We start from the raw sequence: 16,518 nt of genomic DNA, 5'->3' as shown, positions 1-16,518 counted from the left end.
AATGAAAGTATAGGGGAGTTGTTTAAACGCTCTATTAATCTTTCATAAACAAAAAGTTAATAGGAGTTTTTTTCTCTCTTTTATCCTATTTTAGTGTGAGACGCAGTACAATTTGCCTAAAAAAGGAAGCGTATGCAGCTAAGCATTGCAACACTGAATGACATCGATGACGTGTTAGAACTTCATAGCAAGTACCAAATAGACACGATCACCCCTGAAGATAAAAAAGATGGCTTTGTGACCACGTCATTTACCAAAGAGCAACTCACCCAACTCATCAACGAAGAGAATGCTTTATTTATCGCGCGTAAAAATGGCACGGTCGTTGCGTATGTGATGTGCGGTTCGTGGAAATTTTGCTCTATTTGGCCTATTTTTACCCAGATGATTCACGACCTTCCCAATCTAAGCTATCTTGGACAAACGATCACGACCGAAAACTCGTACCAATACGGTCCTGTTTGCATCGATAAAAGTGTGCGTGGCAGTGGTGCGCTTGAAGCGATTTTTGATTTTGCACGAGAAGAGATGAGCAAACGCTACCCTATTTTGGTGACCTTCATCAACAAAGTTAACCAACGCTCATTTAAAGCGCATTCAAGGCTCGGACTTGAAGTCATCACAGAGTTTTCGTTCAATAACAATCACTACTACGAATTGGTCTACGATACTTCCAAAACATTACGGTGAGTGGTTTACTGCTTTACATGTAAAGATTTTACGCATCGTTTCTGTTCGTTAACTCTCTTGCGCTAAAATCACGTAACGATATTTCTGCCTGAGGAATCCAAATGGCTCCAAATCTTTCACGCTGTGGCTGGGTCAAACTGAGCGATCCAACTTACGTGGCGTACCACGATGAAGAGTGGGGAAAACCGCTGCATGATGAGCGCGCCCTTTTTGAGCTTTTTTGTTTAGAGACCCAATCTGCTGGGCTTAGTTGGCTCACCGTTCTTAAAAAACGTGACGGCTACCGCAATGCCTTTGCCAGTTTTGTCCTTGAAAAAGTGGCGCATTTTGGTGAAATGGATGTAGAACGCATTTTAAATGAAGGCGAAGTGATCAAAAGTCGCCCAAAGATCGAAGCGATCATCACTAATGCCAAACTGTTTCAAGCCATCACTCAAGAATTTGGCTCAATTGACACCTATTTGTGGAATTATGTGGATGGCAAAACGATTGTCAACGATGTGGCAGACTACAAAACCGCGGCATGTACTTCACCTATCTCCGACGCGCTGACCAAAGATTTGAAAAAACGAGGATTCAAGTATGTAGGCTCAACCACGATTTACGCATTTATGCAAGCGTGTGGCATGGTCAACGACCACGAAAATAGCTGTGGATGCAAATAAAATGACCTTTGAAATCCTCAGCAACTACTGCTTAAGCCACATGGGTTCGATTAAAGAGTACCCGTTTGATGAAACGACCGCCGTGTATAAAGTCGGCAATAAAATCTTCGCCCTCATCGATGAAGAGAGCCGACCTCCTCGCATCAATGTCAAATGCGATCCCTTCTACGCACGAGAACTGCGCGAAATGTATACGAGTGTCATCGCGGGGTATCACATGAACAAAAAACATTGGAATACGATCATCTGCGAAGGTGAAGTGGACGATGCGTCGATCTTTGAGTGGATCGATGACTCGTACGACCTTGTGTTTGGCTCACTCTCTAAAAAAGCACAAAACCAGATTTACAGTTCATAAAGGAAATGGATGCTTTATGAAAAAAAAGATTATCTTCATAGCTCATCGATCATTGATTTTGAGCACCCTCTGATTTTGGCAAAAGCTCAGGAGCTCAAAGGAGATGCCGCGAGCGATGTTGAGATTGCCAAAAACTGCTTTACCTTTGTGCGAGACCACATCCGCCATACTGGAGATCATAAAGATGCGATCATTACATGTAAAGCGAGCGATGTCTTAACCTATGAGACAGGATGGTGCTATGCCAAAAGCCATCTTTTAGCTGCACTCTGTCGTGCCAATGGCATTCCAGCAGGCTTTTGCTACCAACGACTCAGCCTTGTGGATAATGGAAGCGAACCTTACATGCTGCATGGACTCAATGCGATTTATCTCAAAGATTTTGACTGGTACCGCGTTGATGCGAGAGGCAATAAAGAAGGCATCCATGCAGAATTTTCCCCACCACTTGAACAATTGGCTTTTAAAGTCAAAACAGCCCATGAAATCGACTTCCAAGAAATTTTAAATGAGCCATTATCGCTTGTCATTACCGCACTTCAAACCTACACACGCTTTGAAGAGTCGCTTCAACATCTGCCTGATTGTACAGAAATAACATGATTTTAGATATTTACATGTAAAGATTTTATGCAGGATTAGGCAACCATTCTGTGTAAATGTTCTATCGCTTTTGAGCCCTTTGCTTCTATAATACCATCATCAAAAACAAGGAGAACTTATGGTTGATTTTACCTACCACAACCCCACAAAAATCGAATTTGGAAAAGACAAAGAGAACCTCATTGGCACAGCTATTGCCAACGATGCCATTACCAAAGTGTTGCTCTGTTACGGCAGTGAGCGCATCAAAAGCGATGGACTTTATAAGAAAGTGACCGACAGTTTGAGCGAAAAAGGCATTGCGTGGGTGGAACTCTCTGGCATCATCAGCAACCCCATCCTTTCCAAAGTGCACGAAGGCATCGCCATTGCTAAAGAAGAAAAAGTACAAGCCGTACTTGCTATCGGAGGAGGTTCTATTTTAGACAGTGCTAAAAGTATCGCCGCAGGCGCGTTATACCATAGCGACGTTTGGGACTTTTTTATTGGCAAATCTGTCATTGAAAAAGCACTTCCTGTGTATGCCATCATGACCCTTGCCGCAACGGGAAGCGAGATGAACGGCTTTGCTGTTGTCACGAACGATACGATACAGCAAAAGTACAACATTGCCTCCATTCATGTCTATCCAAGACTCTCGATTCTTAATCCAGAGCTCACGAAAAGTGTTCCTAAAAATTACCTCGCCTATTCCGCGGTTGACATCATCGCACATGTGATTGAGGGCTATTTAACGGCGAGCGTTCAGCCCCATTTTCAATCGCGCATGGTTGAGGGCATTATCCAAACCGTCATGGAAACCACCGAGATTTTGCTTCAAAATCCTGACGATTACAATGCCAGAGCAGAGTTTACGTGGGCGGCGACCCAAGCACTCAATGGTGTGACGACAGCGGGCACCAACCCAACGCTTTTTCCCAACCATATGATCGAGCATTCGCTCTCAGCACTGTTCAACATCGCTCATGGAGCAGGTTTGGCGATTGTTATTCCTGCATGGATGACATGGTTTCACACGCAAAATCCTACGCAATTCAAACGTTTTGCGCAAAATATTTTTGGGAAAAATAGTGCCGAAGAAGGCATCGTAGCCCTTAAAATCTGGTTTACTAAAATCGGCGCACCGGTGAGTTTAAAAGAGGCGGGCATTAACGCAGATGCCATTCCTACTATCGCAGCCAATGTCTTTTTAGCAGCGCAGAGACAAGGCGCAAGTGAGGTTTACACCCAAGAAGTCATCGAAATAATTTTGCATAACGCATAAAAACAAAAAGGGGTCACTCCCCTTTTTGCCTCCAAAACGCTTCTGCTAAAACTATCTCCTCTTCACTAAAAACCACAATGCCACTCTCTTGTAAAAGCTTACATGTAATCCCAGAATCATTCACGCGCGTGCTCGTAAACGTGCCATCGTAGATGATGTCTTTACCACATGAGGGGCTTCTCGCTTTTAAAATCGCCATGCACACGCCCTCTTCTTTGGCAATTCTCAGGCTCTCTTTAGCGCCCTTGGCAAAAGCAACGCTTACATCTTCACCACTCTTACATAAAACCGTGTTCGTTCCCTCAAGCACTTCACACGCAGGGCGTGGCACAGCCAATCCACCGAGTACTTCAGGGCAGAATGAGACCAAAAGTCCTTCCTCCCGCCACTGCTCCAAAACCGTTACATGTAAAGCATTATTGCCACCATCGTATTTGACATTTTCGCCGATCAAACAGGCACTGATGAGGATTTTTCGTTTACTCATTCAAAATCATCCTTTGCATTTTTTACTTGCCATCGCAGCCTTTTATACCGCAAACGATTGCGAAGGCGTTTGACTTTATCAATATCTTTCATATCAATGCTGATGGAAGTATCATCAAGGTCATTTCCTTTGCCAATCGTGATGTTATCCGCCTTGTTCAATGCCAACTTTTGAGACTGAAAGACACTGCGATGCCCCGTAATCAAAAAGGCAATCACCACGCTCAGTGCCGCATAATTTGCCATATGCACACCAAAAAGCTCCACTGCCATGATGATAGAAGCGATTGGAGAGTTGGTTGTCCCCGCCAAAACACTCACAAACCCAAGCGCTGCAAATAAAGCAATGTGATCGCCGCTCAGATGCCCAAAAACAACGCCACTCGTCGCCCCAACGTAAAAAACAGGCGTGATAATACCGCCACTGCCACCCGAACCCAGCGTTATCGCGGTAAAAATAGTTTTTAAAATGAAGTCGTACCAATGGACATTATCGGAAATGAGCGTACTTGGGCTGAGCGCATCGCGAATCGTGCCAAGCCCCAACCCCAGATAACTCTCCGAGAGAAAATAGGAGACAATGACCATCACCAAACCCGCCACAAATGCTTTTAAATAGCGGTTATACGGAATCGTTCTGATCCCTGTTTCTATTTTATTGACCGCAGTGATAAACAGGTCTGAGACAATGCCAAAGAAAACCCCCGCCATCACAACTTGCCCAATCAATCCAAAATCCAAGTTAAACGCGCGGTACATGTTGATGTCATAATAGTGATACGTCACACCCAAAAACTGCGCGGTGGTAAACGCCGCAAATCCTGCGATAAACGAAGGCAGCAAAACATCGTACATAATGACGCCAATAATAAGCACTTCAATCCCAAAAATAGCCCCTGCAATCGGTGTGCCAAACACCGCAGCAAATCCTGCGCTAATACCACAAATGACCAGTTTTTTACGATCCGTCTTGGAAAATTTGAGCAGTGTCGCCACAAACGAAGCCGCTCCTGCACCGATTTGCGCACCAGGTCCCTCTTTTCCGACCGAACCGCCTGAAAAGATTGTCAGAACCGTGGCAACCAGTTTAACAGGAATCACTTTGGCATTGATGTAACCATCTCGTTTATGCACCGCTTCAATGACTTTTTCCGTACCATGTCCCGTCGCGTTTTGATCAAACGTTCGCACGATCCATGTTGTGAGCATCAAAGCAAAAGGGAGGGTAAAATAGAAAGGAAAGGGGAGCAAACTCCGCGTCTGCTCGGCGGTAGAGAGAATGTTAAGAAAGACGGACATCAGCCCGCCTATCATAATACCAACAGCTGAGGAGAGAAACAACCACTTGGAAACGCTAAAGAAAATCACTGTCTGTTCAATGACATGTTTATTCATAAAAACTCTTTAAATTTTGGGCTTTTTTCATTATAGCCCTCTTTTGTAAATTTTTTATAAATACTGAACCGTTATCCGACCATCGACGCAACAATCTCTTTCGCTCGTTTTTTCGCTGCTTCCACTTCATCTAAAACAAGTGCAACTGCCATTCTGCGCCCCACATGACTCACCGGTTTTCCAAAAATACGCACAAAGGAATTTTTAGAAAATGCGCTCTCAGGAATCGTGAGGGTTGGCACATGCTCTTCATTCATGCTTTTAAACGCACCACTCGCACCCGAGCCGTAAAACGTAAAATCAAGCGGCAAGCCCAAAACTGCTCTTACATGTAAAGCAAATTCGCTCTGGCTTTGCGTGATCATCGTGACCATTCCCGTGTCGTGTGGACGAGGACTGAGTTCACTAAAGTACACTTCATCGTCTTTAACAAAAAATTCGACACCAAAAAGCCCACGACCACCCAAACCATCGGTCACCGCTTTTGCCATCATCTGTGCTTTGGCTAACACTTCAGGCTTCATCGGCACGGGCTGCCAACTGAGCACATAGTCACCGTTTTCTTGGATATGCCCAATCGGCTCACAAAATACGGTCTCTTTGCCATTACGCACGGTCAGAAGCGTGATCTCATAGTCAAACGGCACAAACGCCTCAACGATCAGCTCACTTGCATCACCGCGTGCTTCTTTGGCGATCTCCCACGCTTTTTGAATGTCCGCCTCACTTCGGATAACACTTTGTCCATGCCCAGAAGAACTCATAACAGGCTTAACCACACACGGAATTCCTAGTATTTTCGTCGCTTCTTGCAATGCTTCAAGCGTTTTAACAAAGACGTAACCACTGGTTTTAAGCCCTAATTGCTCGGCGGCAAACTCGCGAATGTTTTTGCGGTTCATCGTCTTTTTCACGGCATCCGCATTGGGAATCACACAAAAACCCTCTTTCTCCGCTTCAATGAGCGCTTCGATGCTGAGTGCTTCCACTTCAGGCAAGATGAACGTCGGCTTTTCAAGGCGAATCACCTCCAAAAGCTCCTCTTTGTTTTTCATATTGATCACATAACTTCGATTTGCCACAAGGTGTGCGGGTGCTTGCGGATACGAATCGACCGCTACGGTTTCGATGCCAAGACGGGAGGCTTCGATGACAACCTCTTTGCCCAGTTCGCCACTGCCAATGAGCATAATTTTAGTGCTGTTGCTTTTAAGGGGAGTTGTAAAGTGCATGATTTCCTCTTTGTGTTAGTTTAAGAGATTTTACACAAAAGTGGTTTAAGATTTGATGGTTTATACGCATCACTTCTCTAAAATCGTGGTTATTTTCTCTTCCCAAGTACCCAAATACTGAATAACAAAAGAATACCACCTATCCACTGCAAAACACTCAGATGCTCATCCAAAAAGAGAGCGGAAAGAACCACAGCCGTCAGTGGCTCAAGCAGTGTAGCTACTGTAAGCGTCGTGGGTTTTAGTCGTGCCGCACCCCAACTAAATGCAAGCAAAGCAAGGGCTGCCGTGACGACACCCAGATACAAAAACCAGACTTGAAGTGGCATATCGGTAGGCCAGATCAGTGGCTGATTAAACGCAAACAGGCTCATGACGGCTGCTGCAACAACACTCAAACATGCCGTAGCAGCTCCTGCACCAAGGGCACTTGAAATGCGCCCACTGATCATAGAAAACCCTGCATACAAAAGTGCCGAACCAATCGAAAATACAATACCAAGCAATGTGTTGTAACCATCAACACATTTCGTTGGACTAGCATGACTTACAATGATCAAAATCGTTCCAGTGATAGCACCCATAAGAACCAAAAGTAATAGTGCATCTGCTTTTTCGTGACCGCGAATGATTGCGATAATAGTGACGATAACGGGTGGCAAACAAAGTGCAATCAATGTTGGAATGGCCGCCCCTATTTTTTCGATGCCCAAAAACCAAAGCAACACATAACCCGCCATCGCTACGCCACTGAGCAGCACCGTAAGCAATAATGGCTTTAACCTGCTCCATACAATACTACGACCAAAAACAGTGACAAGAATAACGGCGCCTATGGCAAAGCGCCAAAAAGAGATATTTTCAGGAGTGAAGCCATGTTTGGCGACAAGCACATTGACAACAAGCGCACCCGTTCCCCACAACACTCCTGCTCCACAGGCCGCTAAAAGTGCTAATTTTGGTGAAGCGTGATAAACGTGAGATGGTCGTGGAGAAGTACTCATGCCATATCGTTAAAGAGTGTTATGTTTAGCATACAGTGGCACTCCATTTGGATTTCAATCAGTATGAAGATTTGTAATCACCATTCTACACAAAAGTGATGAAAAAGTCTAAATGTTATCACGTTTGATTAGATATACTATGAACTCATTTTACATGAAAAGGTCATTTATGGATTTTCTCCCTCAAATTCTTATTCTAAGCAGTGCTTTTGTCGCTTTTTATTTTTGGCTCAAACCACGTACCAAACCCAAATCAAGCCCTCAAAAAAAAGAAGAGATTCGTGAGATGTACCAACAACGACTCTATGTCGAACTTGAACGCACCCAAAATCCCAATGAGCGCCAAGCGAAAAAAATTGCTCTACTTAAAGAATTTGCCAAAGAGTTGGAGTTTAACCTCTTTTTTGACACAGAAGAAGTTAAAGCACTCATGCAAGAATTGGCACGTTATTGAAATTATCTTCTTTCCATACCATAATAAGTCAAAACTTTAATGTACTTTACCCCTCCTACATTTGCGGTTGATTACTAAAATTTGCGAGTAAAGCTTTGGCTTCTTTAATATCATCTAATGTTTTCATACTATAAATCCAATATATAGAAAGCACCACCATATCAACAAAATAAATTATCATTTTAGGAGTCGATTCTGTTGAAAGAAATAAGATAGCAAGTAATGCTAATAAAACAAAAGTGCCTATGCTTGTTAATTTTATAAAAAAGTTTGATATTTTCGTAATAAATTTCGATTTTTTTTCAATAAATTTTCCATTTTGAAACATATAGATTCCTCTATACTTTGTAATCTGATAAATAATTTTTTCAACGTCATCATATGCAACTAAGGCTTGAATGTCTTTAAAGTTAAGATTTAATCCTGTTAATTGTTTAAAAAGATTACATGTGTACAATTTTTTGGATTAATATATGTATAACTTAAATAAACCCAAACTGCTAGTTGAGAAGATGGTTTGAAAGTTGCTTTAAACTCCATAAAAAGCCGTGGGAGGCGAGATTATGGAGCGAGATATTATAACCGTTTATTGTTTAATTGATGAGTATTTGAAGGTATCAGGGATAAAAGATGATGTTAGAGCTGAGATTAGTAATGCAGAAGTGCTGCTTATCGGGTATATGGCAGTGAATGATTTTAATGGCAACTATTTCAAAGCACATCAGTATGTTAAGATGATGCACTTGGTGAAAGAGATTGACTACACGAGATTTTTGCGCCGCTTAGTAAAAATCAATGACGTGTTGTCCACACTTTTTTTGTTTTTAGGCTCATTGTTTCAGCGATTAAACGGTGCCAAGATTTACTCCGTAGATTCTTTTCCTGTTGAATTGTGTCAGATAACGAGGCAAAGCAGAGTCAGATTGTGGAGTGATCCATCTTTGAAAGGTTACAATGCATCCAAAGGGAGATTCTTTTATGGGCTTAAAGTCCATATGGTGGTGACGACAGATAAAGAACCTGTGATGGTTCATATCTCACAAGGCTCTATACACGATGTTACGGCTGGGTATCAATTCATGCACAATCTCCCCAAAGAATCGATTACGATTGGAGATAAAGGTTATATTTCATCAAAGTTAGAAGCTTTTTTAAAACGATTTGATATTGTACTATCGCCTATTGGACGTAGCAATATGCCAAGAGAAGATTTTAATGAGTATTGTACCAAGCGTAGAATTAGAAAAGGTGTAGAAACTGCCTTTTCTATGATAACTGCTAAATTTGGTAAAGTAATCAAGGCTACAACCATTGGTGGCTTTTTAACAAAGCTTAGACTCTTCATCACTGCTTATGCTATCAACTGCTTTTTGAAGCTTAGTGATCACAAAAAAGCCCTTCTGTTTAACTAGCAGTTTGGGTTATGTAGTTAAGAAATAGATTATTGATTGTGAAATGGCATACAAATTTTAATTTTAAAGGAAAAAAGGATTAACAAGAAGATAAGATTTAAGTAGTAACTCAAATTTTATTAAACAAAGAGATGTTTTGTAATAGTAAAAATAATTTCAGTTCCTTTAAAATATATTGGTTAGAGTTTATGCTAGGTTTTCAAGTTGTTATATTGTGAAATTAAAAAATATTATGCTTGCTTTTTTCACATATAAAATTCAATTCTCGTATTTAATCTTGTTGTCTGATCTTATATAGATTAAGTTTATCATTTTATTAATATTTTTTGTAAGAGGGCATTGAGTGCATCGGCAAAAGCACGTTTTTGTTTTTCACCAATGGCACTTGGTCCTCCAGTAATCTCTCCAGCATCGCGAAGCTCTTGCATTAAATTGCGCATGGCGAGCAGACTTTTAATGTTGCTCTCATCGTAAATCGTCCCTCTAGGATCAAGCGCAAGTACGCCTTTGCTGACCAATCGGTCTGCTAAAGGGATGTCAGCCGTAATGACCAAATCTGAACACTCAGCATGTTCGACGATGTAGTGATCCGCTTCATCCGCCCCTTGCGCTACGATGATCATGCTAAGCAAAGGTGAGTCTTGAAGCGGTATCTTTTTATTGGCGATAAAATGAGTGGTGATGCCGCGTTTGAAGACCGCTCGAAGAAGAATTTCTTTGAGCGTATTAGGAAAGGCATCGGCATCAACGTAGATCATCATCGCTGTCGTTCTCTTCTTTTCTCGACGTATTCACGAGGCGCGTTGTCTCTGCGTCTTGGTTGTCCTTGTGGTTTTGGGCCACGACCTTGCTGAATGGGTTCTGCTTTGATGTTTGGATCGGGTTCAAAGCCTTCGATGATTTCACGCTCAAATTTTTTGTTGATCAGTTTTTCAATGCCACGTAAATAATCATGCTCATCCACACACACTAAAGAGATGGCTTCGCCGTTATTTCCTGCGCGTCCCGTTCTGCCGATACGGTGAACGTAGTCTTCCGCAATGTTAGGAAGTTCAAGATTGACAACATGAGGGAGTTGGTCGATGTCCAGACCGCGTGCTGCGATGTCTGTAGCCGCAAGCACTTTAATTGAACCATTTTTAAAATCAGCGAGGGCTTTGGTACGTGCACTTTGACTTTTGTTTCCGTGAATGGCGGCTGAACTGATGCCGATTTTGGCAAGGTATTCAGAGACTTTATTGGCATGGTGTTTGGTTCTCGTAAAGACCAACACTTGCTCCCATTTATTTTCATTGATCAGTTTGCCTAAAAGTGCCGTTTTACGTTTACAATCTACAATAATGACACGTTGGTTCACGAGTTCGCTGGAGGTATTGCGACGTGCTACTTCGACAATCGCTGGATTTTTCAAGATCGACTCACACAGTTTTTTGATGTCATCGGAGTAAGTTGCTGAAAAGAGCAGGTTTTGGCGTTTTGCAGGAAGGAGGGAAATGACACGGCGAATATCTTTGATAAATCCCATATCAAGCATTCTGTCTGCTTCATCAAGCACAAAGGTGTCGATATGTCTAAGATCAATCGTACCTTGTGAAATGTGGTCTAGCAAACGACCCGGTGTTGCAACAAGGATGTCAATGCCAGAGCGCAAAGTTTGAATTTGTGGATGAATACCCACGCCTCCGAAAATAACGGCACTTTTAAACGGTAAATATTTACCATACGCTTTAACACTCTCCCCAACTTGAGCGGCAAGCTCACGGGTAGGTGTGAGAATGAGTACACGAAGAAGAGGTTTGGCTTTGTTATTATGCGGTTTTTGAGAGAGAAGTTCTAAAATAGGCAGGGTGAAGCCAGCGGTTTTTCCCGTACCCGTTTGCGCACCTGCAAGCATGTCGCGACCTTCTAAAATGGAAGGAATCGCTTTTTCTTGTACGGGTGTTGGGGTCGTGTAGCCTTCATCGTGAATCGCTTTTAAAAGCGCAGGGCTGAGTTTTAAATCTGAAAATAACATCGTAAAAATTCCTTTAGGTTGTACATAGTGGGTTAATAGCAAATATCAAATGCTACGTCGTGTGGATTGAGTCAAGATTGTAGGCTAACGCGCCTTAAACAAAGATCGATAACAGTGCCATGGCATGAGCTTCGATGGGATACTTAGAGGAAAGTATCCCATCGATTTAACATGACGCCTTACTTCATCAAAAAGTTAAGACCAATATAAATTGCCGAGCCCAGTAGCGCTGTAACAGGCAATGTGAAGAGCCATGAAAGCACAATCACTTTCACCGTTCCTTTTTGAATACCACCATCAGGTTCTGCAACCATAGATCCTGTTACAGCACTGGATAAAATATGGGTGGTACTCACAGGAGCATGTGCCATATTGGCGAGTAAAATGGTGATCATAGCCGTAGCTTGTGCAACGGTTCCTTGCATGTAATTGATGGGTTTTGCACCAATTTTTTCACCAATCGTATGGACGATTCTTTGATACCCTATCATAGTCCCAATGCCAATTGCTAATGCAACTGCCATAATAACCCAATACGGTGCATACTCAATAGGCGCAACCAACGCTTTTCTTTGGGTAATAATATAATCCGATTTGTCTTTATCCGTGAGGAGATAGATTTTTTCTGCTTGGGAGAAGAAATGGTCTGTGCATAAGATGCTGGTACGAATACTCCAGATATCTTTGGACGTGAGCTCTTTATAGGAGTTTAATCCATCCAATTTCAAGGCAATGAGTGAGGTCGTCTCCGCAATATTATTGACATTACACTCTGCAATGGTATTTTTAGTTTTTAGGGCGCTAATAAGTCGTTTTTCATTGACAAGCTGTATCAACTTCTCGCTATTGTCGGTATAAAAGCGTGAGAGGTTATTGGCAGCATCTCTGGTTTGGGTGATTTTATAGTGATGTGAGTCCATATTGAGCGCATAATAGTTAGGCAAAATACCAATAAGAATGATCATAATAAGACCGATACCTTTTTGACCATCATTGGAACCATGCGCAAAACTAACGCCTGCCCCTGTTGCAACAATGCCCATACGTGCCAAGAAACTAGGATGTTTTCGCTTATCCTCGTCGTTAGGCGATTTAAATAGTTTTGGATTATCAATGTACTTTCGAGATAATTTCATCAGTAAAAACGCTAAACCAAAGCCGATAACGGGAGATAAAGCGAGCCCTGTTAAAACCGTATAAACCACTTTCCAGTTAACGCTATGGGAAAGATCAAACCCATTTAAAATACCAAATGTAGCACTGACGCCGATGATCGAGCCAATCAGTGAATGCGAACTCGATACGGGCAGTGCAAAATACCATGTGCCAAAGTTCCAAATAACCGCCGAGATAAGAAGCGAATACACCATGGCTAAGGCGGCATTTTGATTTGTTTCAACCATGATGTCCAGAGGAAGTAGGTGAACAATAGCATAAGCAACACCGATACCACCTGTCACAACGCCTAAAAAGTTCATAATGCCCGACATGATGACAGAGTATTTTGCCTTCATGGAGTGTGTGTAAATAATCATGGCAACGGCATTGGCAGTGTCGTGAAAACCGTTGATCATTTCGTAAAAAAGAGCAATACCGAGTGAGAGAAGTAATAAAGCAATTGTCAGCGAGCCGACATCATTCAAGGCATCCCAAAGTACAAACATAAAGAAGTATCCTAATTTTTTAGTAACCGTAACTTTATCGAATAAATATAGTTATTTTGCTTTAATTAAGAATACGCTTATTTTCTAATGTCACTCCAAGCGCCTTTTGGATAAAAATATGAGAGCTAGCTCATGTGTTTAAGTTGTTGCCTTAAGTCCACCAAAAGGGCATTTTGACGCATGGAGACGTACTCTTTTAGTTTGGATTTCATAAATGGATTTGCTTGGATGTTGACGACAATGGTTTCGTTGATGATGCTAAAAATGGTCGCTTTAGCAGAAACCATCGTTAAAAACCCTTTTTCACTGGGAATATGAAAGGCAATGTCAAACTCTTTTTCCACAAAATCTTGGTGAATGATTTTTTCAATAGCGTCAAGCTTTACATGTAAAACCACAGAGCTCTCGGAAATTGTATCGAGCGTGCCATCGATGAACTTGATTTTGTTGATCACAAGGGTTGCATTGATCGGTTTTTGAGGTTGCACTCTGATGTAGCTTCGATCCAGTGGCGAAGCATCTAAAAACTCCAAATTAGCAAGCACAACAAGGGTTTTAGCCGGATCAACTTTGATGATTTTGGCTTTGATGATGCTCGGGATTTTGTCGTGTTGAATAAAGGTAAAACTCTCTTTCGTGTAGTAGAAAATTTTGGGTGTCATGACCTTGATCTGCGCGATGCCCTCATCAAACTTAGCGATGGTTGCGACCTCTTTGATGGGAATGCCGTTGTAAAGATTGTGCAAGGTGACCGTATTTTCTTTGCGTAAAATGGAGGCTAAGACATCATTTTTATTTTGTGTCTCGTAAAAGTCAAAATCCAACGTGCCATAAAAGATCTTTTTACGGCTTGAAAGGCGTGACATGACGTAGTATTTATCAAGGCGATCCAAGAGAGATTTGTAGCTATCACTTACGTCAAAAAGGGTGAGCCCAATGTGTTTGATCTCTATTTTAAAATTTTGTTTGATGGAGTGCTCTAACTTTTTGAGTACTTTTTTGGCGTGGTGAATTTTAATGTCGCGCAAAACGATCAAAAAAGTGTCTACCCCTTGCTGCAACAACGTGTGAAATCCAAGTTCAGTGTGAATAAACGCCATGAGGTCTTTAAAGAAAAAACCATCTTCCAAGTCAACTTCAAATCCAAATTTAACAATCGAAAAAGAGCTTTGGTGCATTTTGGCATAGGCGATATTCGCCTCGATAATGCCTCGATTCAGATAGGTATTGATGGATTCGTAGCGGCTGGTCATAGCAACTCCTGGTTTAATAATCTAGAATCAAGAAGCTAAATCGGCAATCGTTGAGAATTTTGTTGGGCAGCTCTTTTTCTTAACCTTGTATAGATGAAAAAGGCGTTAAGATTATACTTAAATTGACAAACAAATGTGAGAAAAATGATGAGCCAGAAATTTGAAAATGATTTAAGACGATTTTACGATCTTTTAGGGGAGCGCCAAAGGGAGCTTGGGAATTACTTTAGTATTGTGGAGTCACAAACGTACGATAAACGTATGGAAGCGGTTATCGACACTTTTTTAGACAGCGTTGAGCTTTCGTTGATTCGCGAAAACAGGGTTGCAGCCCTCACACGTCTGATCAACCTTCGGGATGAACAGCTGGTGCAAGCGTTGGAAAAAGAGGGGAAAGATGAGGTTTTTGTTACACAAGCAAAAGAGAAAGCTTATCTTTGGGTGAGTGAATTTTACCTCAAAGCGCACGGTGAACTTTTGGCACATGTGGATAAAGAGTGGCTTTTTTCACCGTTTTACCGACGCATATTGCGTGGTGTTCATGAGGTCGGTCTGGCTTTAAGCAGCTGGCAATCGTCGTGGAATGAGCACATTATCAACACGATCAATCCTCTTTTGGAACTGGAATACGCCAAAGACCAAGAAGCGATCGCGCAGATGTTACATGTAAACGGCTTGCTCGATCCATCACCCAATGGTGAAGAGGGTGATCGCTCCTATTCGGTGCTTGAAAAAGTGGAGGGCGGTTATATCGCAAAAGCCTATGCAACAGCGTTTACAAAAGAAGTTCAGCAGGTTAGAAGTGCGTTGCAGAGTTTGTGTGATGATCTGTACGAGATGGACGATCCTGATTGGGATCACAAAACGTTTTACATTGACTATTTTAGAGCACTTGATGAGGCGTTTGGGGAAGAGGAGCGCAGTGAACTGATTGCTAGATGGGCGGAAGTGGATCGCAGATGGATGAAAATCACCACGCCGATTCAGATCGGTCATCCTTTGGAATACTACGAAGATCACTACAAAAAAGCGGTCGCTTTGGAGTGGGATGTGCGAATCTCCAATCCTGAAAACAAAGGGGCGTACGGCACGTTTGATCGCATTTTAAATATGTTTACCACGTTGTTTGATCAAAACGGTGAAAATGTTTTACATGTAAAAGAGAATGTTCTCTCAAACCTAAAGCGCGTACAGCTCTACATCGGGCGTCCTGCTCTGTTTTATGCTGCGGAATTTAACGGACTTTTCTCCGCGCAAGTGGTTCCCAATGACGAAACGGTCAGTCAAGAGCTCGGCAAAAAGATCTTTGCCTTTTCCGATAACATCTTGGATTCTTTGCGTGCGAAACCCTTTTTAAAAATTAACCAGCAGGTTTTTGGCAAAGCGTTTATGGACGCGGAACGTGAGATCATCTTTCATCAAGCGCCGCTATGGCATCAGGTGTATGAAGTGAGCACCATCGGGCATGAATTTGGGCATATTTTATGGATGGACCACGACACCGAAACGCGGATGAATCAAAGTGGGGTGTTTAAAAATATCGAAGAGTTTAAAGCGACTACGGGTGGCTTGGTTGCGTTTTTTATGAAAGAAGATGAAACGCTTAAAATGGCGCTGTTACGCGATGTCATCAAGCGCTCTGTGGGGCTCATTGCCTGGATGAAAACGGGCGAAGTGGAGCCTTATTATTGTGAAGGGTTGATCCATCTTAGCGGACTCTTTCAAAGCGGTGTCTTGGCGTTTGATGAAACCTTAACGATCGATCTTCGCGTTGAAGCGTATGAACGACTCAAAGCGTGGTATCTTAAAACCTATACGGAATTGTTGCAGCATTACCTCTCAAAACGGGATGCAAAACTCTTTTTGGAGCGTTTTACATGTAAAGAAGGTGGATTTTACATGCCAAATTCAGAAGTGATTCAGAAGTTTGTGGACTATTATTGGGCGTTGCATCAACGTATGGGACGCGACATTGATGAGAGTGTGCATCGCGAAGAGTGGCTATAAAAATTATGTCAAAATTA

General features: G+C 42.2%; 17 protein-coding genes. 8 read left to right on the top strand and 9 right to left on the bottom strand.

The window, feature by feature from the left end; translation table 11 throughout:
- Positions 1-132: 132 nt before the first annotated feature.
- From SHALO_RS11635 to SHALO_RS11615, 5 genes are all read left to right on the top strand, one after another.
- On the top strand, positions 133-690 hold the full coding sequence (locus SHALO_RS11635; protein ID WP_069478678.1) for a GNAT family N-acetyltransferase: 558 nt from the start codon (positions 133-135) through the stop codon (positions 688-690).
- Between the two features lie 101 nt (positions 691-791).
- Entirely contained in the window at positions 792-1,355 is a 564-nt protein-coding gene (locus SHALO_RS11630; protein WP_069478677.1) for a DNA-3-methyladenine glycosylase I, read from the top strand.
- 1 nt (position 1,356) lies between these two features.
- Positions 1,357-1,713 (top strand): MmcQ/YjbR family DNA-binding protein, encoded by a 357-nt coding sequence (locus SHALO_RS11625; RefSeq protein ID WP_069478676.1) that lies wholly within the window; start codon positions 1,357-1,359, stop codon positions 1,711-1,713.
- A 9-nt stretch (positions 1,714-1,722) separates the two neighbouring features.
- On the top strand, positions 1,723-2,316 hold the full coding sequence (locus SHALO_RS11620; protein ID WP_069478675.1) for a transglutaminase-like domain-containing protein: 594 nt from the start codon (positions 1,723-1,725) through the stop codon (positions 2,314-2,316).
- Between the two features lie 118 nt (positions 2,317-2,434).
- The gene (locus tag SHALO_RS11615) at positions 2,435-3,580 is read left to right on the top strand and encodes an iron-containing alcohol dehydrogenase (RefSeq protein ID WP_069478674.1); all 1,146 of its coding nucleotides are present in this window, start codon (positions 2,435-2,437) and stop codon (positions 3,578-3,580) included.
- Positions 3,581-3,593: 13 nt separating this feature from the next.
- Here the strand turns inward: SHALO_RS11615 and SHALO_RS11610 are convergent, their stop codons facing one another.
- The 4 genes from SHALO_RS11610 to SHALO_RS11595 all read right to left on the bottom strand — a co-directional run bounded on the left by SHALO_RS11610 (position 3,594) and on the right by SHALO_RS11595 (position 7,697).
- On the bottom strand, positions 3,594-4,067 hold the full coding sequence (locus SHALO_RS11610) for a 2-thiouracil desulfurase family protein (RefSeq protein WP_069478673.1): 474 nt from the start codon (positions 4,065-4,067) through the stop codon (positions 3,594-3,596).
- Entirely contained in the window at positions 4,064-5,461 is a 1,398-nt protein-coding gene (locus SHALO_RS11605) for a chloride channel protein (RefSeq protein ID WP_069478672.1), read from the bottom strand. Before SHALO_RS11605 ends, SHALO_RS11610 begins: the two co-directional genes overlap by 4 nt.
- 71 nt (positions 5,462-5,532) lie before the next feature.
- On the bottom strand, positions 5,533-6,693 hold the full coding sequence (gene purT, locus SHALO_RS11600; RefSeq protein WP_069478671.1) for a formate-dependent phosphoribosylglycinamide formyltransferase: 1,161 nt from the start codon (positions 6,691-6,693) through the stop codon (positions 5,533-5,535).
- A gap of 89 nt (positions 6,694-6,782) precedes the next feature.
- A complete protein-coding gene (locus tag SHALO_RS11595) occupies positions 6,783-7,697 on the bottom strand; it encodes a DMT family transporter (RefSeq protein ID WP_069478670.1) in 915 nt (304 codons plus the stop codon).
- Positions 7,698-7,866: 169 nt separating this feature from the next.
- On the opposite strand from SHALO_RS11595, the gene SHALO_RS11590 reads away from it, so the two are divergent.
- Positions 7,867-8,151: a hypothetical protein gene (locus SHALO_RS11590; protein WP_069478669.1), complete on the top strand. Its 285-nt coding sequence runs from the start codon at positions 7,867-7,869 to the stop codon at positions 8,149-8,151.
- Positions 8,152-8,206: 55 nt separating this feature from the next.
- Here SHALO_RS11590 and SHALO_RS11585 read toward each other — a convergent pair whose 3' ends face one another.
- Positions 8,207-8,479, bottom strand: a complete 273-nt coding sequence (locus SHALO_RS11585) for a hypothetical protein (RefSeq protein ID WP_069478668.1) — start codon at positions 8,477-8,479, stop codon at positions 8,207-8,209.
- Between the two features lie 235 nt (positions 8,480-8,714).
- On the opposite strand from SHALO_RS11585, the gene SHALO_RS11580 reads away from it, so the two are divergent.
- Positions 8,715-9,563 (top strand): IS982 family transposase, encoded by an 849-nt coding sequence (locus SHALO_RS11580; RefSeq protein WP_025344650.1) that lies wholly within the window; start codon positions 8,715-8,717, stop codon positions 9,561-9,563.
- Between the two features lie 308 nt (positions 9,564-9,871).
- On the opposite strand, the gene SHALO_RS11575 is transcribed toward SHALO_RS11580, so the two are convergent.
- From SHALO_RS11575 to SHALO_RS11560, 4 genes are all read right to left on the bottom strand, one after another.
- Positions 9,872-10,324 carry a YaiI/YqxD family protein gene (locus SHALO_RS11575; protein ID WP_069478667.1) on the bottom strand — a complete coding sequence of 151 codons (453 nt, stop codon included), beginning with the start codon at positions 10,322-10,324 and terminating at the stop codon, positions 9,872-9,874.
- A complete protein-coding gene (locus SHALO_RS11570) occupies positions 10,321-11,577 on the bottom strand; it encodes a DEAD/DEAH box helicase (RefSeq protein WP_069478666.1) in 1,257 nt (418 codons plus the stop codon). Before SHALO_RS11570 ends, SHALO_RS11575 begins: the two co-directional genes overlap by 4 nt.
- Positions 11,578-11,756: 179 nt before the next feature.
- Positions 11,757-13,241, bottom strand: a complete 1,485-nt coding sequence (locus tag SHALO_RS11565; RefSeq protein ID WP_069478665.1) for an inorganic phosphate transporter — start codon at positions 13,239-13,241, stop codon at positions 11,757-11,759.
- 125 nt (positions 13,242-13,366) lie between these two features.
- A complete protein-coding gene (locus tag SHALO_RS11560) occupies positions 13,367-14,494 on the bottom strand; it encodes a hypothetical protein (RefSeq protein WP_069478664.1) in 1,128 nt (375 codons plus the stop codon).
- A gap of 144 nt (positions 14,495-14,638) precedes the next feature.
- Between SHALO_RS11560 and ciaB the strand changes: the two genes are divergently transcribed.
- Positions 14,639-16,501 carry an invasion protein CiaB gene (gene ciaB / locus SHALO_RS11555; RefSeq protein ID WP_069478663.1) on the top strand — a complete coding sequence of 621 codons (1,863 nt, stop codon included), beginning with the start codon at positions 14,639-14,641 and terminating at the stop codon, positions 16,499-16,501.
- Positions 16,502-16,518 lie beyond the last annotated feature (17 nt).

Origin of the sequence: Sulfurospirillum halorespirans DSM 13726 (genome assembly GCF_001723605.1) — a bacterium.
In the GTDB taxonomy this organism is placed as follows: domain Bacteria; phylum Campylobacterota; class Campylobacteria; order Campylobacterales; family Sulfurospirillaceae; genus Sulfurospirillum; species Sulfurospirillum halorespirans.
The sequence above is the reverse complement of the archived record's forward strand: the minus strand, read 5'-3'. Positions and strand labels throughout refer to the sequence as shown.

Bases quoted from the DNA above. Each gene is read 5' to 3' on its own strand.
- SHALO_RS11590 (WP_069478669.1), top strand. From the start codon at position 7,867: ATGGATTTTCTCCCTCAAATTCTTATTCTAAGCAGTGCTTTTGTCGCT.
- SHALO_RS11585 (WP_069478668.1), bottom strand. From the start codon at position 8,479: ATGTTTCAAAATGGAAAATTTATTGAAAAAAAATCGAAATTTATTACG.
- SHALO_RS11565 (WP_069478665.1), bottom strand. From the start codon at position 13,241: ATGTTTGTACTTTGGGATGCCTTGAATGATGTCGGCTCGCTGACAATT.
- SHALO_RS11630 (WP_069478677.1), top strand. From the start codon at position 792: ATGGCTCCAAATCTTTCACGCTGTGGCTGGGTCAAACTGAGCGATCCA.
- SHALO_RS11625 (WP_069478676.1), top strand. From the start codon at position 1,357: ATGACCTTTGAAATCCTCAGCAACTACTGCTTAAGCCACATGGGTTCG.
- SHALO_RS11595 (WP_069478670.1), bottom strand. From the start codon at position 7,697: ATGAGTACTTCTCCACGACCATCTCACGTTTATCACGCTTCACCAAAA.
- ciaB (WP_069478663.1), top strand. From the start codon at position 14,639: ATGATGAGCCAGAAATTTGAAAATGATTTAAGACGATTTTACGATCTT.
- SHALO_RS11635 (WP_069478678.1), top strand. From the start codon at position 133: ATGCAGCTAAGCATTGCAACACTGAATGACATCGATGACGTGTTAGAA.
- purT (WP_069478671.1), bottom strand. From the start codon at position 6,693: ATGCACTTTACAACTCCCCTTAAAAGCAACAGCACTAAAATTATGCTC.
- SHALO_RS11605 (WP_069478672.1), bottom strand. From the start codon at position 5,461: ATGAATAAACATGTCATTGAACAGACAGTGATTTTCTTTAGCGTTTCC.
- SHALO_RS11610 (WP_069478673.1), bottom strand. From the start codon at position 4,067: ATGAGTAAACGAAAAATCCTCATCAGTGCCTGTTTGATCGGCGAAAAT.
- SHALO_RS11575 (WP_069478667.1), bottom strand. From the start codon at position 10,324: ATGATGATCTACGTTGATGCCGATGCCTTTCCTAATACGCTCAAAGAA.
- SHALO_RS11580 (WP_025344650.1), top strand. From the start codon at position 8,715: ATGGAGCGAGATATTATAACCGTTTATTGTTTAATTGATGAGTATTTG.
- SHALO_RS11570 (WP_069478666.1), bottom strand. From the start codon at position 11,577: ATGTTATTTTCAGATTTAAAACTCAGCCCTGCGCTTTTAAAAGCGATT.
- SHALO_RS11620 (WP_069478675.1), top strand. From the start codon at position 1,723: ATGCTTTATGAAAAAAAAGATTATCTTCATAGCTCATCGATCATTGAT.
- SHALO_RS11615 (WP_069478674.1), top strand. From the start codon at position 2,435: ATGGTTGATTTTACCTACCACAACCCCACAAAAATCGAATTTGGAAAA.
- SHALO_RS11560 (WP_069478664.1), bottom strand. From the start codon at position 14,494: ATGACCAGCCGCTACGAATCCATCAATACCTATCTGAATCGAGGCATT.